The 21,104-nt window shown below is 55.2% G+C and carries 18 protein-coding genes and 3 tRNA genes; all 21 read right to left on the bottom strand.

The window, feature by feature from the left end; all coding sequences use genetic code 11:
• Positions 1 to 14 precede the first annotated feature (14 nt).
• The 21 genes from FQB27_RS11810 to clpX all read right to left on the bottom strand — a co-directional run bounded on the left by FQB27_RS11810 (position 15) and on the right by clpX (position 20,994).
• The gene (locus FQB27_RS11810) at positions 15 to 794 is read right to left on the bottom strand and encodes a biotin--[acetyl-CoA-carboxylase] ligase (protein ID WP_169561239.1); all 780 of its coding nucleotides are present in this window, start codon (positions 792 to 794) and stop codon (positions 15 to 17) included.
• Complete coding sequence (gene nuoN / locus FQB27_RS11805; protein ID WP_169561238.1) at positions 791 to 2,230, bottom strand: NADH-quinone oxidoreductase subunit NuoN; 1,440 nt, start codon at positions 2,228 to 2,230, stop codon at positions 791 to 793. The genes FQB27_RS11810 and nuoN overlap by 4 nt, the downstream gene beginning before the upstream one ends.
• Positions 2,231 to 2,244: 14 nt before the next feature.
• Positions 2,245 to 3,756, bottom strand: a complete 1,512-nt coding sequence (locus FQB27_RS11800) for an NADH-quinone oxidoreductase subunit M (protein WP_169561237.1) — start codon at positions 3,754 to 3,756, stop codon at positions 2,245 to 2,247.
• Between the two features lie 3 nt (positions 3,757 to 3,759).
• Positions 3,760 to 5,691 carry an NADH-quinone oxidoreductase subunit L gene (gene nuoL / locus FQB27_RS11795; RefSeq protein WP_169561375.1) on the bottom strand — a complete coding sequence of 644 codons (1,932 nt, stop codon included), beginning with the start codon at positions 5,689 to 5,691 and terminating at the stop codon, positions 3,760 to 3,762.
• Positions 5,692 to 5,705: 14 nt separating this feature from the next.
• The gene (gene nuoK / locus FQB27_RS11790; protein WP_169561236.1) at positions 5,706 to 6,014 is read right to left on the bottom strand and encodes an NADH-quinone oxidoreductase subunit NuoK; all 309 of its coding nucleotides are present in this window, start codon (positions 6,012 to 6,014) and stop codon (positions 5,706 to 5,708) included.
• An 11-nt stretch (positions 6,015 to 6,025) separates the two neighbouring features.
• A complete protein-coding gene (locus tag FQB27_RS11785; protein ID WP_169561235.1) occupies positions 6,026 to 6,640 on the bottom strand; it encodes an NADH-quinone oxidoreductase subunit J in 615 nt (204 codons plus the stop codon).
• Between the two features lie 65 nt (positions 6,641 to 6,705).
• Positions 6,706 to 7,194 (bottom strand): NADH-quinone oxidoreductase subunit NuoI, encoded by a 489-nt coding sequence (nuoI, locus tag FQB27_RS11780; protein WP_169561234.1) that lies wholly within the window; start codon positions 7,192 to 7,194, stop codon positions 6,706 to 6,708.
• A 75-nt stretch (positions 7,195 to 7,269) separates the two neighbouring features.
• Entirely contained in the window at positions 7,270 to 8,295 is a 1,026-nt protein-coding gene (gene nuoH / locus FQB27_RS11775; protein WP_169561233.1) for an NADH-quinone oxidoreductase subunit NuoH, read from the bottom strand.
• Entirely contained in the window at positions 8,288 to 10,351 is a 2,064-nt protein-coding gene (gene nuoG, locus FQB27_RS11770; RefSeq protein ID WP_169561232.1) for an NADH-quinone oxidoreductase subunit NuoG, read from the bottom strand. Before nuoG ends, nuoH begins: the two co-directional genes overlap by 8 nt.
• A gap of 26 nt (positions 10,352 to 10,377) precedes the next feature.
• Positions 10,378 to 11,658, bottom strand: coding sequence for an NADH-quinone oxidoreductase subunit NuoF (nuoF, locus tag FQB27_RS11765; RefSeq protein ID WP_169561231.1), 1,281 nt, complete (start codon positions 11,656 to 11,658; stop codon positions 10,378 to 10,380).
• Positions 11,658 to 12,260, bottom strand: coding sequence for an NADH-quinone oxidoreductase subunit NuoE (nuoE, locus tag FQB27_RS11760; protein ID WP_169561230.1), 603 nt, complete (start codon positions 12,258 to 12,260; stop codon positions 11,658 to 11,660). The genes nuoF and nuoE overlap by 1 nt, the downstream gene beginning before the upstream one ends.
• The gene (locus tag FQB27_RS11755) at positions 12,257 to 13,435 is read right to left on the bottom strand and encodes an NADH-quinone oxidoreductase subunit D (RefSeq protein ID WP_169561229.1); all 1,179 of its coding nucleotides are present in this window, start codon (positions 13,433 to 13,435) and stop codon (positions 12,257 to 12,259) included. The genes nuoE and FQB27_RS11755 overlap by 4 nt, the downstream gene beginning before the upstream one ends.
• On the bottom strand, positions 13,435 to 14,043 hold the full coding sequence (locus tag FQB27_RS11750; protein ID WP_169561228.1) for an NADH-quinone oxidoreductase subunit C: 609 nt from the start codon (positions 14,041 to 14,043) through the stop codon (positions 13,435 to 13,437). The genes FQB27_RS11755 and FQB27_RS11750 overlap by 1 nt, the downstream gene beginning before the upstream one ends.
• 19 nt (positions 14,044 to 14,062) lie before the next feature.
• The gene (locus tag FQB27_RS11745) at positions 14,063 to 14,614 is read right to left on the bottom strand and encodes a NuoB/complex I 20 kDa subunit family protein (protein ID WP_206374601.1); all 552 of its coding nucleotides are present in this window, start codon (positions 14,612 to 14,614) and stop codon (positions 14,063 to 14,065) included.
• On the bottom strand, positions 14,605 to 14,970 hold the full coding sequence (locus FQB27_RS11740) for an NADH-quinone oxidoreductase subunit A (RefSeq protein ID WP_169561226.1): 366 nt from the start codon (positions 14,968 to 14,970) through the stop codon (positions 14,605 to 14,607). Before FQB27_RS11740 ends, FQB27_RS11745 begins: the two co-directional genes overlap by 10 nt.
• A 220-nt stretch (positions 14,971 to 15,190) precedes the next feature.
• Positions 15,191 to 15,267: transfer RNA gene (locus tag FQB27_RS11735), tRNA-Asp, on the bottom strand.
• Between the two features lie 84 nt (positions 15,268 to 15,351).
• Positions 15,352 to 15,428: transfer RNA gene (locus FQB27_RS11730), tRNA-Asp, on the bottom strand.
• A gap of 1,022 nt (positions 15,429 to 16,450) precedes the next feature.
• A tRNA-Val gene (locus FQB27_RS11725) sits at positions 16,451 to 16,527 on the bottom strand.
• 115 nt (positions 16,528 to 16,642) lie between these two features.
• Entirely contained in the window at positions 16,643 to 16,918 is a 276-nt protein-coding gene (locus FQB27_RS11720; RefSeq protein ID WP_169561225.1) for an HU family DNA-binding protein, read from the bottom strand.
• Positions 16,919 to 17,209: 291 nt separating this feature from the next.
• Positions 17,210 to 19,621: an endopeptidase La gene (gene lon / locus FQB27_RS11715; RefSeq protein WP_169561374.1), complete on the bottom strand. Its 2,412-nt coding sequence runs from the start codon at positions 19,619 to 19,621 to the stop codon at positions 17,210 to 17,212.
• A gap of 110 nt (positions 19,622 to 19,731) precedes the next feature.
• The gene (gene clpX, locus FQB27_RS11710; RefSeq protein WP_169561224.1) at positions 19,732 to 20,994 is read right to left on the bottom strand and encodes an ATP-dependent Clp protease ATP-binding subunit ClpX; all 1,263 of its coding nucleotides are present in this window, start codon (positions 20,992 to 20,994) and stop codon (positions 19,732 to 19,734) included.
• Positions 20,995 to 21,104 lie beyond the last annotated feature (110 nt).

Genomic DNA, 21,104 nt, shown 5'->3' with positions numbered 1-21,104 from the left:
CCCTTTTTTATTTTTTACGGAACGGGAGTGTTGAAGAAGACTTCCCCTGCCGTAATCAGTTTCTTTGTTCCGTTTTCTTCTGCAAGGATCAAGGCACCGGTTTCATCCAGTCCCTCGAATATGCCGGGTAATTCCCGGTCTGCCAGACGAACGGTAATCGGGTTCCCGATCCCTGTCGCATGACGCATCCATTCTTTTCGAATAGCATCAAATCCGGTGCTTTTCCATTGCTTATATAAGGCAAGGAGACAGGCGGCGTAATTCTCCAGCACCGCTTCCGCCGTGGTGTTGGCCCCTTCCCGCGCCAATGACGTTGCTGGCAGGCCATCGGTCTTTTCCGGGAAGGATGTCACATTGACCCCTGTCCCGATTACCAGCCATTCCAGCATACCATCTGGGCCGCTTTTGCTTTCCAGCAGGATACCGGCGGATTTCTGTCCCCGGATCAACACGTCATTGGGCCATTTCAGGGCAATGGTGTCCGGGTTTGGCAACAGGTCTGTGAAAGCCTGATACAGCGCAACGGCCACCGCAAAGGACAGCTTGGCCCCTTCCGTGGCATTGCATTCAGGGCGTAGGAGAATTGAGCAGTAAAGATTGCCGGAGGGGCTTGCCCAGTTCCGGCCGCGGCGACCCACCCCGCTGGTCTGGATCCGGGACCAGATCAACTGTCCCTCGGGGGTGCCTGAATCTGCGAGGCGCTTCGCCTCGTCGTTGGTGCTGCCAATGGTCTCAAAGGCAGACAGGGTATAAAATGGCGGCAGGCTAAGCCCGCCGCCATGTTTTTCCGTCACCGGAACAGGACTTCTGCTGCGGCGGCCGCACCGGAAAGAAGCGGCGCCGGATAGACAAAGAACAGGGCTGTGAACAGGCCGGATGCGCCCATCAGGACAGCAAGGGTCCGGTTCACGGGCTCAAAGCCTTCTGCCTCTTCATCGAAATACATGATCTTGACGATCCGGATATAGTAGAACGCGCCTACGACGGATGTCAGAAGACCAATGATGGCAAGGGCATACAGACCCGCATTGACCGCAGAAACAAAGACATAGAATTTGCCAAAGAAACCGGCCAGCGGCGGGATGCCAGCAAGGCTGAACATGAAGATCATCAGCATCAGGGCCATCATCGGACGGGATTTGCCAAGACCGGCCAGATGACCGATTTCTTCAACCATGCCGTTGCGCTGACGCATGGACAGGATGATGGCAAAGGTTCCGATATTCATGATCACATAGATGGTCAGGTATACGAGAACGCCCCGCACCCCTTCCGGCGTACCGGCGGCAAGACCCACCAGTGCGTAGCCCATGTGACCGATGGAGGAATAAGCCATCAGACGCTTGATGTTCTTCTGGTTGATCGCCGCGAACGCACCCAAAATCATGGACGCTACGGAAATGAACACAATGACCTGCTGCCACTGGGCGATCAGGTCGCCGAACGGGATCATGAAGGTCTTGATGAACAGGGCCATACCCGCAACTTTCGGTGCCGCAGCAAAGAAAGCCGTTACCGGTGTGGGTACCCCTTCATAAACGTCCGGTGTCCACATGTGGAACGGAACCGCAGATACCTTGAAGGCCAGACCGGCGATCAGGAAGACAATACCCACAATCAGGCCAATACCGGCTTCAAACCCTTCCGCAGCGAAAATCTGCTGGAAGTTGGTGAAGTTGGTGGTTCCTGTATATCCGTAGATCAGCGAGCAACCATACAGCAGCATCCCGGAGGACAGTGCGCCCAGTACGAAATATTTCAGACCCGCCTCGGTGGAGCGAACGCTGTCCCGACGGAACGCCGCCGTGACATAGAGCGACAGGCTCATCAGTTCGATGCCCATATACAGGGACATCAGGTCGTTGGCGGAAATCATGACCATCATGCCAAGGGTGGCAATGACCATCAGGATCGGGAACTCGAACCGGTCCAGCTTTTCACGGCTGTTATAATCCATGCTCATGATGATGGCGATGGCAGAGGCACACAGCGCCAGCACCTTCATGAAGGCCGTGAAGGCATCAGTCTGGTACAGACCGTTGAAGGTGATCCGGGATTCCAGATCACCGGTCAGGACCAGTCCGGCAGCGACCAGAATGGACGCCACCGCAGCCCAGGACACTGTCCGGGAACTTTCCTTCCCCTTGAAGACCCCCAGCATCAGCAGCGCCATAGCCGCAACAGCCAGGAAAATCTCCGGAAGTGCGTATGAGAATTCAGGCAAAACCATTTTCCAAAACCTACCTATTTAGCTGCGTGCAAAGATGACTGGCTTGCTTCGATGGCCAGCTGGTGTTGTTCCATCAGGTTACCGACAGCGGCGTGCATCACATCCAGGAACGGATCCGGATAGATGCCCATCCACATGGCAACGACAATCAACGGTACGAAGATGGCAAGCTCGCGCTTGTTCACATCAAGGATGTCCTTGAGGTCTTCGTTGACCATTTCACCAAACACCACCCGACGATACAGCCACAGACTGTAAGCCGCACCAAGGATCACACCGGTTGTTGCCAGGAAGGCCGTCCAGGTGCTGACCTGATAGGTCCCGATCAGGATCAGGAATTCGCCAACGAACCCGCTGGTGCCCGGCAGACCGATGGTCGCCATGGTGAACACCATAAAGATCAGGGCGTATTTCGGCATCCGGTGAACCAGACCGCCATAGCGGGCGATTTCACGGGTATGCATCCGGTCATAGATCACACCGACACAAAGGAACAGCGCACCGGAAACAATCCCGTGGCTGAGCATCTGCAGGATCCCGCCTTCAAGACCCTGCTGGGTGAAGGTGAAGATACCGATGGTGATAAAGCCCATATGCGCCACAGAGGAGTAGGCAATCAGCTTTTTCATGTCCTTCTGCACAAGGGCAACAAGGGATGTGTAGATGATGGCCACCACGCTGAGGGCAAAAACGAACGGCGTGAAGAATTCAGACCCGACCGGGAACATGGGAATGGAGAACCGGAGGAAACCGTATCCACCCATCTTCAACAGAACACCCGCCAGAATAACGGAACCGGCTGTCGGGGCCTGAACGTGGGCGTCCGGCAACCAGGTGTGAACCGGCCACATGGGAACCTTCACTGCGAAAGAGGCGAAGAAGGCCAGCCACAGCCAGTACTGAAGGTCCACGTCGAAGTTGTAGGCCATCAGGGTCGGAATGTCCGTGGTGCCGACGATGAAATACATGGTGATCATGGCCACCAGCATCAGGACGGACCCGAGCAGGGTGTACAGGAAGAACTTGAAGCTGGCGTAAACCCGGTTTGCACCGCCCCAGATCCCGATGATCAGGAACATGGGGATCAGGCCCGCTTCGAAGAACAGGTAGAACAGAACCATGTCAAGCGCACAGAACACACCCACCATCAGCGTTTCCATGATCAGGAAGGCGATCATGTATTCCCGAACCCGGGTAGTGATCGCATTCCAGCTAGCCAGCACACAGAGCGGCATCAGGAACGTTGTCAGGATGATGAACAGCATGGAAATGCCGTCCACACCCATATGGTAGTTAATGCCGCCGCCCAGCCATTCGGCTTTTTCAACGAACTGGAAGCCCGGATTGCTGTTGTCAAACCCGGCCCAGATTGTCAGGGACAGACCAAAGGTGATCAGCGTGGTCCAGAGGGCCACCTGACGGGCATTCCGCGCCGCGACCTCTTCCTTTCCACCCGTCAGCAGGATGAGCAACGCACCTACAAGAGGCAGGAACGTCACAATTGAGAGAATATTCCAATCAGCCATGACTTAGTGCCCACCTGCGAAGAAGAAGTAAGAAACAAACAAGGCAACCCCGATCAGCATTGCAAACGCATAGTGATAGACATACCCGCTCTGGAGCAGTGCCGCCCGCTTGGCGAGATCGACAACCCGTGCCGCAATCCCGTTCGGGCCCAGACCGTCGATGATACGGGTATCACCGATGTTCCAGAACTGGGTTCCCAGCCAACGTGACGGACGTACGAACAGGAAGTCGTACAGTTCGTCGAAATACCATTTGTTCAGCAGGAACTGGTACAGGGCGGAATGGGTCTTGGCGAGCTGGACCGGAATATCCGGACGACGGATATACATGTTCCAGGACACCAGCAGACCAACCACACCGGCAACCAGAGGCGCCGCGATAACCCAACCCGGGACATGGTGGAACTGTTCCATGATCTGGTTGCTTTCCAGCATGACAATCGCGTCACCCCAGAAGGCCACATGATGTTCACCCACCATATACGGATAGAAGAACCAACCTGCAAACACCGCACCCACTGCCAGAACATAGAGCGGGAACAGCATGACAAACGGGCTTTCATGAACATGGGACATGACTTCCTTGTCCGCACGCGGCGTTCCGTGGAAGGTCATGAACATCAGGCGCCATGAATAGAAAGCTGTCAGGACAGCCGCGCCCACACCACACCAGAAAGCGTACTGGCCAACACCGGAACCGGCTGCGAAGGCCGCTTCGATCACGGCATCCTTGGAGTAGTAGCCGGCGAAGAACGGAACACCTGTCAGGGCCAATGTACCGATGAACATCATGACATAGGTGATCTTGATGTGACGGAACAGGCCGCCCATCTTGCGCATGTCCTGCTCATCAGAGACCGCATGAATGACAGAGCCGGAGCCAAGGAACAACAGGGCCTTGAAGAAGGCGTGTGTGAACAGGTGGAAAATGGCCACCGGATACGCACCAACGCCAATCGCGAAGAACATGTACCCCAGCTGGGAACAGGTTGAATAGGCGATCACGCGCTTGATGTCGTTCTGGACCAGACCGACGGTTGCCGCGAACAGCGCCGTAGAGGCACCAACCACAGTCACCACGGCAAGGGCATCCGGGGAATATTCAAAGACCGGTGACAGACGTGCCACCATGAAGACACCCGCGGTCACCATTGTTGCCGCATGGATAAGCGCGGACACAGGTGTCGGGCCTTCCATGGCGTCCGGCAACCAGGTGTGCAGACCAAGCTGGGCGGATTTACCCATGGCACCCAGGAACAGCAGCAGACACAGGGTCGTCAGAATGTCCACCTCGAGACCGAGGAAGTTGAACGTATTGCCAACCTGATCCGGTGCCGCGGCAAAGATGGTGTCGAAGCTGATGGAACCAAAGACATAGAAAATGCCCATGATGCCAAGCGCGAAACCAAAGTCACCCACACGGTTGACCACAAAGGCCTTGATCGCGGCTGCGTTTGCGGTCGGCTTCTTGTACCAGAAACCGATCAGCAGGTAACTGGCCAGACCCACGCCTTCCCAGCCGAAATACATTTGGAGCAGGTTGTCAGAGGTCACCAGCATCAGCATGGCAAAGGTAAACAGGGACAGATAGGCCATGAAGCGCGGCTTGTGCGGATCATGGGACATATAGCCAACGGAATAGATGTGAACGAGGGCGGAAACCGTGTTCACAACCACCAGCATAACTGCAGTCAGGCTGTCAATGCGGAGCGACCAGGACACATTGAAGTCACCGGACGCGATCCATGTAAACAGTTCAACCGATACCGGCGCATTTCCGAACGCCACCTGCAACAGGGCCACCCAGGACAGGATGGCACTGGTGCCGACAGCACCGCAGGTTACAATCTGGCTTCCCCGGTCACCAAGCTGGCGACCACCAAGGCCTGCCAGCAAGGCAGCGAGAAGCGGAAGGAAAACAATGAGGACGTACATCATGTTTCTTAGCCTTAGCCTTTCATGTGATGGATGTCCTCAACCGCAATCGATCCACGGTTTCGGAAATAAACAACAAGGATGGCAAGACCGATTGCCGCCTCACCGGCAGCAACAGTCAGGATGAAGAGTGCGAACACCTGCCCGGCCAGATCCCCCATAAAGCTGGAGAAAGCCACAAGGTTGATGTTCACGGCCAGCAGCATCAGCTCCACTGACATCAGGATCACGATCACGTTCTTCCGGTTCAGGAAGATACCGAAGATACCCAATGTCAGAAGGATGGCAGACACGGTCAGGTAATGGGCTAATCCGATTTCCATAACGCTCCCCCTTAAATGCCCTGGCCGGGTTCGACTTTGCGAACTGCCATGGAGTCTTCCGGACGGCGATAAACCTGATCAGCGATGACCTGCTTGCGCACACCCGGACGCTGACGATGCGTCAGGACGATGGCGCCGATCATGGCCACCAGCAGGATCATGCCCGCTGCCTGGAAAAGATAAACATAATTTGTGTACAGGATGCTGCCGATTTGCTCGGTGTTGGTTGCCCCGGCCACGCCCTTGACAGGCTCAAACCCGGCGGTAACCGCTTCCGGTGCCAGCGTCCATCCGCCGACAACAAGCAGCAGCTCGATCAGCAGGATAATTCCGATCAGGCCACCGATCGGCAGATATTGCAAAAAGCCCTGACGCAGCGCCGTGAAGTTGATGTCGAGCATCATGACCACGAACAGGAACAGGACCGCAACCGCGCCCACATAGACAACCACAAGGATCATCGCCAGGAACTCGGCCCCCAGCAGGACAAACAGCGCAGCAGAGTTGAAGAATGCCAAAATCAGGAACAGAACGGAATGAACCGGGTTCTTGGACGCGATGACCATGAAGGCGGACGCGACGGTGATTGCGGCAAACAGGTAGAAAGCAAGAGTAGCAACGATCATTACTTTCCTCCCCCCTTTGTTGGTGACTTTATCTTGATCACTGGTAACACAGCTATCGTCCTAACTTATCTGTACGGTGTGTCGGCGTTGAGGTTCTGAGCAATTTCCTGCTCCCACCGATCTCCGTTAGCGAGCAGCTTGTCCTTGTCGTAGAACAGTTCCTCGCGGGTTTCAGTTGCAAATTCGAAATTCGGACCTTCAACAATCGCATCCACCGGACAGGCTTCCTGACAGAAACCACAGTAAATGCACTTGGTCATGTCGATGTCATAGCGGGTGGTCCGGCGGCTGCCGTCCTCACGCGGTTCTGCGTCGATCGTAATGGCCAGAGCCGGACACGCTGCTTCACACAGCTTGCAGGCAATGCAGCGTTCTTCCCCATTGGCATACCGGCGCAGCGCGTGCTCGCCACGGAAACGCGGGCTGAGAGGTCCCTTCTCATACGGGTAGTTGATCGTCGCCTTGTTCTTGAACATATAGCGGAACGTCAACGACAGACCCGAGACGATTTCGCTCAACAGCAGACTGCGTGCCTGTTTATCTATGAAGCCCATGATTAGCCTCTTACCTTTAAATCCCATATCCCCGGTCCAAGAGGGACCGGGTACTCAATTCAGACTTTAAACCGTTTACGCCGGTACCATATCGAAGGCGACCAGGAACCCGGCCGTCAACACGACCCAGATCAGCGAGAACGGCAGGAACACTTTCCAACCCAGACGCATCAGCTGGTCATACCGGTAGCGTGGCAAGGTTGCCCGAACCCAGATGAACACAAACAGCAGGGCCGCGACCTTGATACCAAACCAGATGATCCCCGGAATCCAGTTGAGCGGTGCAATGTCAACCGGCGGCAACCAGCCACCCAGGAACAACACGGTACAGATCCCGCTCATCAGGATCATGTTTGCATATTCCCCAAGGAAGAACAGTGCGAACGCCATGGAGGAGTATTCGGTCTGGTAACCGGCAACCAGTTCCGCTTCCGCTTCCGGAAGGTCGAACGGGTGACGGTTGGTTTCCGCAAGGATCGACACGAAGAAGATGATGAACATCGGGAACAACGGCACGAAGTACCAGTTGAACAGCCCCAGTCCGCCCTTCTGTGACATGACGATGTCGGTCAGGTTCAACGATCCGACACACAGCAGAACCGTGATCATCACGAAACCGATGGAAACCTCATAGGAAACCATCTGCGCCGCAGAGCGAAGCGCCCCCAGGAACGGATAGCGGGAGTTGGAGGCCCAACCGGCCACCACGATCCCGTAAACCCCAAGCGAGGAAATCGCAAACAGGTACAGAACACCCACGTTGATATCCGCCAGAACCATGCCCTCGTCAAAGGGAATGACCGCCCATGCAATCAGGGACAGGATGAAAGTCAACATCGGTGCAATCAGGAACAGGGCCTTGTTCGCCCCGGTCGGTACAACCGTTTCCTTGAAAAACAGCTTGGCGCCGTCCGCCAATGGCTGCAGCAATCCGTAGAAACCGACAACGTTCGGCCCCTTACGAAGCTGCATCAGGGCCATGACCTTGCGTTCATACAGGGTCAGATACGCCACCGCGATCAAAAGCGGCAGGACGATGGCCAGGATTTTCGCCAGAATAATAATGGTCGGCAGCGCATATACGTCCCAGAACTCAACCATTGGTGCCGGTCCCCTCTTCTACTTTACCGGAGAATGCAGCGCTGCATTCCGCCATGATGCCGCTCGCCCGTGAAATGGCGTTGGACAGGTAGTTATCGGTAATCGGGTTTGTGAACGGTGCAGCGTCAACGGCGCCGGCTGTTCCAAACTCGCCCCACGGTGCTGCGGTGACAACATCGATGTCCGCGAAGTGCGGTGCAACTTCAACCATTTTGGCACGAAGCTGATCTATCGTGTTGTAAGGCAATGTCTTTTCGACCTTGTCAGACAGCGCCCGCAGGATCGCCCAGTCTTCCCGTGCCTCTCCCGGAGGGAAGATGGCCCGCAAACCCAGCTGTGCCCGGCCTTCCGTATTGACCCAGATGGCGTCTTTTTCGGTATAGGCCGCACCCGGCAGGATCACATCAGCGGCATGGGCCCCGGCATCGCCGTGGCTGCCCTGATAGATAACAAAGGCTTTTTCAAGTTTCGCCGTATCGATCTCGTCCGCACCCAGTAGGTAGACAACGTCAAGATCGCCAGCGGCGGCCGCATCCAGCATTTCCGGAACGGATTTTCCGCCTTCACCCGGAACCAGACCAAGGTCCAGACCGGCAACGCGGGCCGCTGCAGTGTGCAGAATGTTGAAGCCATTCCAGTCACCAGTGACCATGCCGGTGGTTTCAGCCACCTGACGGGCCAGGGCAAGAACCGCATCGCCATCATTCCGTGTCAAGGCACCCTGCCCCACGATGATCATGGGACGTTCGGCCTTCTTCAGAACCTCGGCGAAGGAATGCTTGCCTTCGGCTACTTCCTGCAGGGTTGCCGCACCGGCACCCAGATATTCATGACCGTAGTTCAGGTCGATCTGCTCGCCGATAACGCCAATCGGGAAGGCACCCTTCTTCCAACGCTTGCGAATGCGAGTGTTGATCAGGGCTGCTTCCAAACGCGGGTTTGATCCGACGATCAGCAGCGCGTCTGCATCCTCGATCCCGGCAATGGTCGTATTGAAGAGATACGCACTGCGGGTCGCGGTGGACAGCTTGGCGCCATCCTGACGGCAATCGATATTGGCAACGCCAAGGGCGTCCATCAGGTCCTTCAGGGCCTTCATGCTTTCAGAACAGACCAGATCACCGGCAATCGCGCCAATGCGCGCTGCGTCGGTTACGGCCAGTTTCGCACCGACAACGTCAAGAGCCTCGGCCCAACCGACAGCCTGCAAACGGCCATCCTTGCGGACATAAGGTGTATCAAGACGCTGTGCCTTCAGACCGTCATAGGAGAAACGGGAGCGGTCGGACAACCATTCCTCGTTCACGTCCTCGTTCAGCCGCGGCAGGATGCGCATGACTTCCTGCCCCTTGGAATCGATACGGATGTTGGCACCGACCGCGTCCAGCACGTCGATGCTTTCCGTCTTGCGAAGCTCCCACGGGCGGGCCGTGAAGGCATAGGGCTTGGAGGTCAGAGCGCCAACCGGGCACAGGTCAATGATGTTGCCTGAGACCTCGGAATTCAGGGCCTGCTCCAGATAGGTTACAATCTCGGTGTTTTCACCGCGATTAAGAGCCCCCAGATCCTCGACACCGGCAACCTCGGTGGCAAACCGTACGCAGCGCGTACAATGGATGCACCGGGTCATGGTCGTCTTGATCAACGGGCCCATGTTCTTTTCCTTGACCGCACGTTTGTGCTCAAGATACCGGCTGGTACCTGAACCGTAGGCCATGGACTGGTCCTGAAGGTCACATTCACCGCCCTGATCGCAAATCGGGCAATCAAGCGGGTGGTTGATCAGAAGGAACTCCATCGCCCCTTCCCGACCTTCCTTGACCTTCTGGGTGTTGGTGTGGATCACCATGCCATCGCCAGCCGGCATCGCACAGGATGCGACCAGCTTGGGGGCTTTTTCCATCTCGACAAGACACATACGGCAGTTCCCCGCAATGGAGAGCCGCTCGTGGTAACAGAAGCGAGGGATTTCCGCGCCGGCCTCTTCACAGGCCTGCAGGATGGTCGCTCCGTTTTCAACTGTGACTTCTACACCGTCTACTGTAAGTGTCGGCATTCTTGGCTCCTCAAGTAGCGTGCCAATCAGGCCGCTTTCACGGCTTTCTTGTTTTTGATCCGCTCTTCAATGACCGGGCGGAAATGACGCACCAGACCCTGGACCGGCCACGCAGCCGCATCACCCAGAGCACAGATGGTATGCCCTTCAATCCGCTTGGACACATTGATCAGCATATCGATTTCTTCCAGATCGGCATCACCCGATACAAGGCGCTGCATCACCCGCCACATCCAGCCGGTTCCTTCCCGGCACGGTGTGCACTGGCCGCAGCTTTCATGCTTGTAGAAGTGGGACAGGCGCTCAATGGCCGCGATCACGTCCGTTGACTTGTCCATGACAATAACTGCCGCCGTACCAAGTCCGCTCTGGACTTCGCGAAGACTGTCAAAGTCCATCAGGACCGTATCGCAGATTTCCTTCGGCAGAAGCGGAACGGAAGAGCCGCCCGGAATGATGGCCAGCAGGTTGTCCCACCCACCGCGCACACCGCCGGCATGCTTTTCGATCAGTTCCCGAAGGGGAATGCCCATTTCCTCTTCCACGTTACAGGGGTTGTTCACATGCCCTGAAATACAGAAAAGTTTGGTGCCTGTGTTGTTCGGACGTCCAATACCGGCGAACCAGTCGGCGCCGCGACGCAGGATTTCCGGGCCCACCGCAATACTTTCCACGTTGTTTACCGTGGACGGGCAGCCCCATGCACCAACGTTGGCCGGGAATGGCGGCTTCAGGCGCGGTTGCCCCTTGTTGCCTTCCAGGCTTTCGATCAGCGCGGTTTCCTCGCCGCAGATATACGCACCGGCACCCCGGTGGACATAAATGTCAAAATCGTAGCCGGAGCCACAGGCGTTCTTGCCGATCAGGCCGTCCGCATAGGCTTCCTGAATGGCTTCGTTGAGGTGGATGGCCTCGTTCACGAACTCGCCGCGGATATAGATATAGGCGGCAACGGCGCGCATGGCGAAACCGGCCACCAGACAGCCTTCCAGCAGACGATGGGGATCGAACCGCATGATTTCGCGGTCCTTACAGGTTCCCGGCTCGGATTCGTCGGCGTTGACGATCAGGTAGTTCGGACGACCGTCTGATTCCTTCGGCATGAAGGACCATTTCAGGCCCGTCGGGAACCCGGCGCCGCCGCGACCGCGAAGGCCACTGGCCTTCACCTGTTCAATGATTTCGTCCTGACCAATTTCCAGCAGCTTCTTGGTGTTGTCCCAGATGCCACGTGCCTTGGCGCCAGCAAGACGCCAGTCATGCTGCCCGTAAAGGTTGGTAAAGATACGATCCTGGTCTTTCAGCATCAGGCATCCCCCGCTTTTTCTAACAAGGTTGTTTGACCGTCTTCCGGTGCGGAATTCAGTCGGTCGACCTGCGGACCATGGGCCGGAACTTCATCCTTTGCCAGCTTGTCCAGCAGGGCCTCGAAACTTTCCGGTGTCAGGTCTTCGTAGTAATCGTCATTGACCTGAACAACAGGCGCGTTCACGCAGGCACCGAGGCATTCCACCTCCAGCAGCGTGAATTTACCGTCTTCGGTTGATTCACCGTTGTGAATACCAAGTTTGTCTTCACAAACCTTTACCAGATTGTCACAGCCGCGCAGCCAGCACGGGGTTGTCCGGCACAGTTGCAGGTAATATTTCCCGACCGGCTTCAGGCTGTACATCGTGTAGAAGCTGGCCACTTCCAGAACCCGCATATACGGAACGTTCAGAAAGTTACCGACATATTCCAGTGCTTCCCGGGACAACCAGTTGCCGTTCTGGCGCTGTGCCAGATCCAGAAGCGGCATAACGGCGCTTTGCTGGCGTCCTTCAGGATACTTGGCAATGAATACCTTCGCCTTTTCCACATTTTCAGGCGTGAATTCGAAGGCCTTGCCTGTTGCTATTACCTGACTCATCGGTCCACCTCACCGAATACAATATCCAAACTACCCAAAATTGCCGACGCGTCGGCCAGCATATGTCCCTTTGTCAGGAAATCCATGCCTTGCAGATGGGCATATCCCGGCGCCCGAATCTTACAGCGGTATGGCTTGCTGGATCCGTCTGAAACCAGATAGACCGCAAACTCACCCTTCGGTGCCTCAATGGCGAAATAGGTTTCCCCGGCCGGGATCTTCACACCTTCCGTGTAGTGCTTGAAGTGGTTGATCAGCGCTTCCATGGAGGTTTTCATGTCTGACCGGCGCGGCGGAGCCACTTTCGGGTCCGTGCTCAGGATCGGGCCTTCCGGCATCTGATCCAGACACTGTTCCATGATCCTGAGGGACTGACGCATTTCCTCAACGCGCATCAGATAACGGTCGTAACAGTCACCGTTCAGTCCAACCGGAATGTCGAAGTCCACCTTGTCATAGGCGTCGTAAGGCTGTGCCTTGCGAAGGTCCCATGCCAGACCGGTAGAGCGCAGCATGACACCGGAGAAGCCCCAGGCCATTGCCTCTTCCTCGGTGACAACACCGATATTCACGTTCCGTTGCTTGAAGATCCGGTTTTCCGTCAGCAGGGTTTCGATATCATCGAGAACCTGCGGGAAATCCTTGATGAAGCGACGGATGTCCTCGGCCAGACCAGCCGGCAGGTCCTGATGGACACCGCCAACGCGGAAATAGGCTGCATGCATCCGGGCACCGGAAACACGCTCATAGAATTCCATGAGGGTTTCCCGTTCCACAAAGCCCCACAGCATCGGTGTGGTTGCACCCACGTCCATGGCCTGTGCACAGACGTTCATCAGGTGGTTCATCAGGCGGGAGATTTCCGCATACAGGACACGGATATACTGCGCCCGCTCCGGAACCTCACAACCGAGCAGTTTTTCGGCTGCCAGAACGAAGGCATGCTCCTGCGCCATGGGCGCAGAATAGTCCAGCCGATCGAAATACGGCATGGACTGCATGTAGGTCTTGTTCTCGATCAGCTTTTCCGTTCCCCGGTGCAGCAGCCCGATATGAGGATCGATCCGTTCGACCACCTCACCGTCCAGCTCCATGACCATACGGAGCACGCCGTGCGCCGCAGGGTGCTGCGGACCAAAGTTCAGGGTATAGTTTTTGATCTGTACTTCAGCCATTATTCCTGTTCCTTCGCCTTTTCATCACCCGGCAGCACATAATCCGTGCCTTCCCAAGGGCTCTGGAAGTCAAATTTGCGGAATTCCTGTGTCAGGGAAACAGGCTCGTAAACCACCCGCTTCTCGTCCTCGCTATAGCGAAGCTCCACATGACCGGTCAGCGGGAAATCCTTGCGAAGGGGATGCCCCTCGAAACCGTAGTCGGTCAGGATGCGCCGCAGGTCCGGGTGACCGGAGAACATGATTCCATACATGTCCCACGCTTCCCGCTCGAACCAGTTTGCGGCCGGGAACAGGGAAACGACACTGGGAACCGGGGTCCGGGCATCGGTTTCGGCGATAACACGGACACGCTGGTTATGTTTCAGGCTCAGCAGGTTGTAGACCACATCGAAACGCTTGGAGCGTTCCGGAAAGTCCACACCGCAGACATCCACAAGGATCTGGAACTTGCATGACGCATCATCACGCAGGAAGGCCAGTACCTTGTCCACCACCTCGGCCCGGGCATAGACTGTCAGTTCGCCAAACGCGACCTTGGTTGAGGTCACTTCCGAGGACAGCTCCCCGGCGATATGGGCGCCGAGTTCGTTTAGTGCTTGATCCATTTCTCGTCCACTCACTCGATTATCTGACAAAAGTTCCGGTGCGACGGATCTTCTTCTGCAACTGGAAGACGCCGTAAACCAGAGCCTCGGCAGTCGGCGGACAGCCGGGAACATAGATGTCGACCGGCACGATACGGTCACAGCCACGAACCACGGAGTATGAATAGTGGTAATACCCACCGCCGTTTGCACAGGAGCCCATGGAAATCACATAGCGAGGTTCTGCCATCTGGTCATAAACCTTGCGAAGTGCCGGGGCCATCTTGTTGGTCAGGGTACCAGCCACGATCATCACGTCGGATTGACGTGGTGATCCCCGCGGGACAACGCCCAGACGTTCCATGTCATACCGGGGCTGCCAGGCATGCATCATTTCGACGGCGCAGCAGGCCAGACCGAATGTCATCGGCCACAGAGACCCTGTACGCGCCCAGTTGACCAGCTTGTCAACCTGCGTGACGACAAACCCCTTGTCGTCCAGTTCCTGACTGAGGTCACGGAAAAACTCGTCCTGGTCACCACCAACGGCGGATGCACCCGGAACGACTGCTGGTGAGGAATTTACTCCCATTCCAGAGCTCCCTTCTTCCATTCATAGATAAATCCGATTGTAAGGATGCCCAGGAACACCATCATGGACCAGAAACCGAAAATCCCGACATCACCGAGGGACACCGCCCACGGGAACAGGAAAGCCACTTCAAGGTCGAAGATAATGAACAGGATCGCAACAAGATAGAAGCGAACATCAAACTGGTTCCGTGCATCATCGAACGGTTCGAACCCACATTCATATGGAGACAGCTTTTCGCTGTCAGGATGTTGGGCCGCGACCACCATTGAGGCGATCACGATTACGGCTGACAGACCAACCGCGAGTCCCAGAAAAATCAGGATGGGTAGGTATTCTACAAGTAATGCTTCCATCTTATCGACAACAGCCGCTTACCCCTCACATCAACAGGTCAGGTCAGCGACGCTCCCTCTAGCTCAAATTGCGTGCATTATAGTGGTGGGTTATAAGGAAAAATAGGCAATTAGCAACCTAATTTCGCCATATTTTTTTTTGGGCCAGAATCAAAAAAACCTCGCAAGTCGGGTGACCTGACGAGGCTTTCAACCATTGGAACTTCTTCCTGGAAAGAAGTGGCGGGAGTGACGGGACTCGAACCCGCGGCCTCCGGCGTGACAGGCCGGCGCTCTAACCAACTGAGCTACACCCCCAAAATATGAGGCCATTTTTCTTAATCAAGGTCCGCTTGACTGTCAAGCGACTTACAGCGGAACCTCTTCTTCCGGGGAAGAAAGTGGCGGGAGTGACGGGACTCGAACCCGCGGCCTCCGGCGTGACAGGCCGGCGCTCTAACCAACTGAGCTACACCCCCGCTGTGAGGCCGTTTTCTAGTGAAGGACCGCCCTACTGTCAAGCAACATAAGCAGATTTTTTGAAGATTTTTTTACAGCGTCAAAATGGGCCCTCAAAATGACGGTTTTCATGGGGTTTTAAACTAAAGGCAAAGCTGATTTGAGAGAGGTCTCGAAAACTATTCTAAAAAATGACGCGCCCCTTTTCCCGTCCCCTTCCCTTTTTCCTGAATCATGATTCAAGTGCGCGGGCAAAATATGTCGGTTTTTTTAACAAATTTTTTCTTGAAGCAGACTGCCCCCCCCTTTTGTCACAAAAGATTTATTCAATAAAAACAGGGATTAACTGGAATTTTTTCAAAACCATTCCCTTTAAACGCAGCCATGACAAAAATGAGCCCGATTTCACGCCCTCTCTGCTGCCGCCGTCTTTCATAAAGCGGCAACACACCCGCGCCCCACCGTTAAAGAAGACTAGCCGCCCTTCCCGCCATAAAAGCCCCTCAGCACCCTTTTTCACATCTCGCCTAGCTGTGGCCTAGATAAGACCAGCCACAGCACCGCCCTGCCCTGACCGGAGCACCATGCCCGGAATGCCTGCCTGGAGTATCCCCGTGAGCCTACCGCGATCTTTCAAGGGACACCCGCATGATGATCTGTCGCATCCCCTCCCTGCCCCCTTTGTCTCTTCATCCATCCGGGGTGTCTGCCCGGCCCGTGAACTCCAAAGGTGCACATCCCGACAAAAAATCCGTCCCCTTCTCTCTTTCTCCAAAAAAAGAATATTTTTTTTGAAAATAGAATCAGCATTCCCCCCAAAATGAATCGGGATAGCCCCTCCGCTCGGCAAACCGAACAGGGACGCCCCCACGTCAAATTGGAAAACAGCGACGCCACCTGTAACAATCAACAGGGGAATAGAAATTGAACCGGGTGAATGCGGGGGCAAGGAACCCAAGGGCCTTGCGGGGCCAGCCTTGTTGACGCTGGGGTCAGAAAAGAAAAAAGCCTGCCGGGAGGGGCAGGCTTTTTTTTCTGATGATGGTGGGTGATGAGAGATTCGAACTCCCGACCCCCTCGGTGTAAACGAGGTGCTCTAACCAGCTGAGCTAATCACCCATCGTGCGGTGCGAGGCAGTGTATAACAGGCCAAATCAGGAAAGGGAAGACAAAAAAAGAGGCCAGACCAATTTTTTTTGGTCTGGCCTTCTGCTTTACAGAAAAACGTGAGTTTTTAGCCGTTTACAGAGTCTTTCAGAGCTTTACCAGCTTTGAATTTTGGCTGCTTGGACGCAGCGATCTGGATGGTTTCACCAGTCCGTGGATTACGGCCCTCAGAGGCTTTACGTTCAGCAACGCTGAAAGTACCAAAGCCAACCAGGCGAACATCATCACCGCTAGTCAGAGCGTTCGTAATCGCTTCGAGAACAGCGTCGACACCTTTTGCTGCATCTGATTTAGCAAGACCAGAAATTTCAGCCACTGCGGCAACGAGATCGTTCTTATTCACTATAAGCCCCCTTTAATTGTAAAAGCACATCTTTCATCATACGTATCGTATAAAGACGTTTGAATACTAGAGACCACTTTTCCGTCGGTCAAAGGGAAAATTAAAGATATCCCCAGCTTTTCTGCGCGTTTGAGACAGTTTTTCTAAAATTTTGGGGACGATTTGACGGTTGGGTTTCAATTGGCCCCAAATAAATTGCGCGGCGACCGGAAAATGTCACAAACCGCATGAAACTGCGAAAAAGACATTACCGGCGCCGCGCAATTAAATATTACGGCTATGATCGGAAGATCAGTGCGTGGTTACACCCCCCGGCGTTTTCTGTGCCGCAGCGGCACTCGCCAGTTCTTCCGCAAGACGTTCCTCGCTCCAGTTCAAGGGCTCCAGCGGTTTGGTCAGGGCCACTTTCAGCACCTCTTCCACCCGTGAAACCGGAATGATTTCAAGGCCTTCCTTCACGTTATCCGGAATTTCGGCCAGATCCTTCTCGTTATCATGAGGGATCAGAACCGTTTTGATACCGCCGCGAAGGGCCGCCAGAAGTTTTTCCTTGAGGCCGCCAATCGGCAGAACGCGGCCCCGCAGGGTCACCTCGCCGGTCATGGCAACATCTTTACGAACCGGAATGTTGGTCAGCACGGAAATGATGGAGGTCACCATGGCCGTACCGGCAGACGGACCGTCTTTCGGTGTCGCACCTTCGGGAACGTGAACGTGAATGTCATGCCGATCGAAATCGGTCGGCTTCACACCCATTTCCAGACAGCGGGACTGAACATAGCTTTTCGCAGCCTGTACAGATTCCTGCATCACATCACCCAGTTTACCGGTGATCTGCATGCGGCCCTTACCATAAAGCTTAACAGCCTCAATGGTCAGAAGCTCACCGCCAACCTCGGTCCAGGCCAGACCGGTTACCAGACCAACGCGGTCCTCTTCCTCGATCTCACCATAACGGTGGCGACGAACGCCCGCGTATTTCTCAAGATTTTCCGGCGTTACCGTGATGGACTTGACCCCTTCCGTGATGATTTCCTTCACGGCCTTACGGGCCAGCTTGGCAATTTCCCGTTCCAGATTACGCACACCGGCTTCGCGGCAGTAATACCGGATCAGGTCCCGAACAGCCTCGTCCGTTACCGTCCATTCACCGCTCTTCAGCCCGTGGTTCTTCATCTGCTTTTGCAACAGGTGACGCTTGGCAATCTCGATCTTCTCTTCCTCGGTATACCCGGAAAGCTGAATGATCTCCATACGGTCGCGAAGCGGCCCCGGCATGTTCAGCGAGTTGGCTGTACAAATGAACATCACCTCGGACAGATCATATTCCACTTCCAGATAGTGATCAGCGAAATGGGTGTTCTGTTCCGGGTCCAGCACTTCCAGCAATGCAGAAGACGGATCGCCCCGGAAGTCGTTGCCCAGCTTGTCGATCTCGTCAAACAGGAACAGCGGGTTGATGGACTTCGCCTTCTTCATGGACTGGATCACCTTGCCCGGCATGGACCCGATATAGGTCCGCCGATGACCACGGATTTCCGCTTCGTCCCGAACACCACCAAGGGCGACGCGAACAAAGTTACGGCCGGTGGCCTTGGCAACAGACTGCCCCAGCGATGTCTTACCAACACCCGGAGGGCCCACCAGACACAGGATGGAGCCCTGATTTTTCCGAACCCGCTGCTGAACCGCGAGATATTCCAGAATGCGTTCCTTGACCTTTTCAAGACCATAGTGATCGTCATTCAGGATTTTCTCGGCCAGTTTCAGGTCTTTCTTGACCCGGGTGCGCTTGCCCCACGGGATCGTCAGAATCCAGTCAAGATAGTTGCGGACAACCGTTGCCTCGGCAGACATGGGGCTCATGCTCCGCAGTTTTTTCATTTCCTGCTGGCATTTTTCCTTGGCTTCCTTGGTCAACTTGGTTTCGGCGAGTTTTTCTTCCAGTTCGGACAGCTCATCCCGTCCGTCCTCGCCCTCACCCAGTTCCTTTTGGATGGCCTTCATCTGTTCGTTCAGGTAATATTCCCGCTGGGTCTTTTCCATCTGACGCTTGACGCGGCTGCGGATTTTCTTCTCGACCTGCAGAACGCCGATCTCATCCTCGATCAGGCTATACACCCGTTCCAGACGTTCAGCGACCCCTTCGATTTCCAGAAGTTCCTGCTTTTCCGCAATCTTCAGCGCCATGTGGGACGCCATTGTATCAGCAAGTTTGGACGGCTCCTCAATCTGGTTGAGAGAGACCAGCACTTCTGGCGGAACCTTCCGGTTCAGCTTCACATACTGTTCAAACTGGGAAATAACGGAGCGGGCCAGAGCTTCCAGTTCAGGAGAGTCCTCGTCCTTTTCCTCAACGATTTCAGCATAGGCCTGGAAGAAATCCTCGTTCTCCATGAACTTGCTGATGCGGGCGCGCTCGCCGCCTTCCACCAGAACCTTGACGGTTCCATCCGGCAGTTTCAGAAGCTGCAGGACGGAGGCAATGGTACCAACGCGGTGAATATCGTCTTCACCCGGATCATCCTGATTGGCATTTTTCTGCGCCACGAGAAGGATTTGCTTGTCATCCTTCATGACATCCTCAAGCGCGCGAACTGATTTATCCCGGCCGACAAACAGCGGAACAATCATATGCGGGAACACAACGATGTCCCGAAGCGGCAAGACGGGGAAAATTTGTGTTTGTGGTGTGTCGATCATCATGAAGCCTTATCAGGTCAGTCTGTCTTTCCAAACAGAGCAATGAAAAGCACAACCGACCCGGAATGGAAAACTGACCGCAGGGCGTCCGGCCCTGCGATCATGAATTGTTAAGCGCCGGTAGAGGCGTCTTTTCTGTCACCGTAGATGTAGAGTGGCTGGGCCTTGGCTTCAACAACTTCATTGTTGATGACAATTTCCTCGACACCTTCCAGCGTGGGAAGTTCATACATAGGCTCAAGAAGGATACCTTCAAGGATGGAGCGCAGGCCCCGAGCCCCTGTTTTCCGCTGGATCGCCTTGTTGGCAATGGCAGACAGGGCATCATCCGTGAAGGACAGCTTCACATCTTCCATGTTGAACAGTCGCTGATACTGCTTGACCAGTGCGTTTTTCGGGTTGGTCAGGATCTCGATCAGGGCCGGCTCGTCCAGGTCCTCAAGGGTGGCAATGACCGGAAGACGACCGATGAATTCAGGGATCATCCCGAATTTCTGCAAATCGTCCGGTTCCACATCCTTCAGAACCTCACCCACATTGCGGTCATCCTCGGCACGAACATCCGCCCCGAAACCGATAGAGGTGTCCTTGCCGCGGGAGTTGATGATCTTGTCCAGACCCGCAAAGGCGCCACCGCAAATGAACAGGATATTGGTCGTGTCCACCTGCAGGAATTCCTGCTGCGGATGCTTGCGCCCACCTTGCGGCGGTACGGACGCAACAGTCCCTTCCATGATCTTCAGCAAGGCCTGCTGAACCCCTTCACCCGATACGTCACGGGTGATGGACGGGTTGTCAGACTTGCGGCTGATCTTGTCGACCTCGTCAATATAGACAATACCGCGCTGTGCCCGCTCCACATTGTAATCCGCGGCCTGCAGCAGTTTGAGGATGATGTTTTCCACATCCTCACCCACGTAACCGGCCTCGGTCAGTGTGGTGGCATCGGCCATTGTGAACGGAACATCCAGAATTCGCGCCAGGGTCTGGGCAAGAAGCGTCTTGCCGCAACCGGTCGGACCAACAAGCAGAATGTTGGACTTGGACAGTTCCACATCATCGGACTTGGTGCCGTGATGCAGGCGCTTGTAATGGTTATGAACCGCCACGGAGAGAACTTTCTTCGCGTGGGATTGTCCGATCACATAGTCATCCAGCACCTTGCTGATTTCCTGCGGTGTCGGGACCCCGTCACTGGTTTTGACCAGTGTGCTTTTATGTTCTTCGCGGATGATGTCCATGCATAGTTCGACGCATTCATCACAGATGAATACTGTCGGCCCTGCAATCAGCTTCCGTACCTCGTGCTGGCTCTTGCCGCAGAAGGAGCAATACAGGGTATTCTTTGAATCTCCGCCACTCAGTTTGGTCATAAACACTCCAATTTTTCGTTGGACTTTCCATATTAGCCGCCGTCCCGGTGAGGGACAACACTTAATATGGAAATCGTCACCCGAAGCTGAAATGAAAAAAACAGGCTAAT

Origin of the sequence: Sneathiella chinensis (assembly GCF_012720115.1) — a bacterium.
GTDB lineage: Bacteria > Pseudomonadota > Alphaproteobacteria > Sneathiellales > Sneathiellaceae > Sneathiella > Sneathiella chinensis.
This window is presented reverse-complemented; position numbering and strand designations above follow the sequence as displayed.

Bases quoted from the DNA above. Each gene is read 5' to 3' on its own strand.
- nuoF (WP_169561231.1), bottom strand. From the start codon at position 11,658: ATGCTGAAAGACCAGGATCGTATCTTTACCAACCTTTACGGGCAGCAT.
- nuoE (WP_169561230.1), bottom strand. From the start codon at position 12,260: ATGAGTCAGGTAATAGCAACAGGCAAGGCCTTCGAATTCACGCCTGAA.
- FQB27_RS11785 (WP_169561235.1), bottom strand. From the start codon at position 6,640: ATGATCGTTGCTACTCTTGCTTTCTACCTGTTTGCCGCAATCACCGTC.
- FQB27_RS11745 (WP_206374601.1), bottom strand. From the start codon at position 14,614: ATGGGAGTAAATTCCTCACCAGCAGTCGTTCCGGGTGCATCCGCCGTT.
- nuoH (WP_169561233.1), bottom strand. From the start codon at position 8,295: ATGGTTGAGTTCTGGGACGTATATGCGCTGCCGACCATTATTATTCTG.
- nuoN (WP_169561238.1), bottom strand. From the start codon at position 2,230: ATGGTTTTGCCTGAATTCTCATACGCACTTCCGGAGATTTTCCTGGCT.
- nuoK (WP_169561236.1), bottom strand. From the start codon at position 6,014: ATGGAAATCGGATTAGCCCATTACCTGACCGTGTCTGCCATCCTTCTG.
- nuoL (WP_169561375.1), bottom strand. From the start codon at position 5,691: ATGTACGTCCTCATTGTTTTCCTTCCGCTTCTCGCTGCCTTGCTGGCA.
- nuoI (WP_169561234.1), bottom strand. From the start codon at position 7,194: ATGGGCTTCATAGATAAACAGGCACGCAGTCTGCTGTTGAGCGAAATC.
- clpX (WP_169561224.1), bottom strand. From the start codon at position 20,994: ATGACCAAACTGAGTGGCGGAGATTCAAAGAATACCCTGTATTGCTCC.
- nuoG (WP_169561232.1), bottom strand. From the start codon at position 10,351: ATGCCGACACTTACAGTAGACGGTGTAGAAGTCACAGTTGAAAACGGA.
- FQB27_RS11740 (WP_169561226.1), bottom strand. From the start codon at position 14,970: ATGGAAGCATTACTTGTAGAATACCTACCCATCCTGATTTTTCTGGGA.
- FQB27_RS11755 (WP_169561229.1), bottom strand. From the start codon at position 13,435: ATGGCTGAAGTACAGATCAAAAACTATACCCTGAACTTTGGTCCGCAG.
- lon (WP_169561374.1), bottom strand. From the start codon at position 19,621: ATGATCGACACACCACAAACACAAATTTTCCCCGTCTTGCCGCTTCGG.
- FQB27_RS11800 (WP_169561237.1), bottom strand. From the start codon at position 3,756: ATGGCTGATTGGAATATTCTCTCAATTGTGACGTTCCTGCCTCTTGTA.
- FQB27_RS11750 (WP_169561228.1), bottom strand. From the start codon at position 14,043: ATGGATCAAGCACTAAACGAACTCGGCGCCCATATCGCCGGGGAGCTG.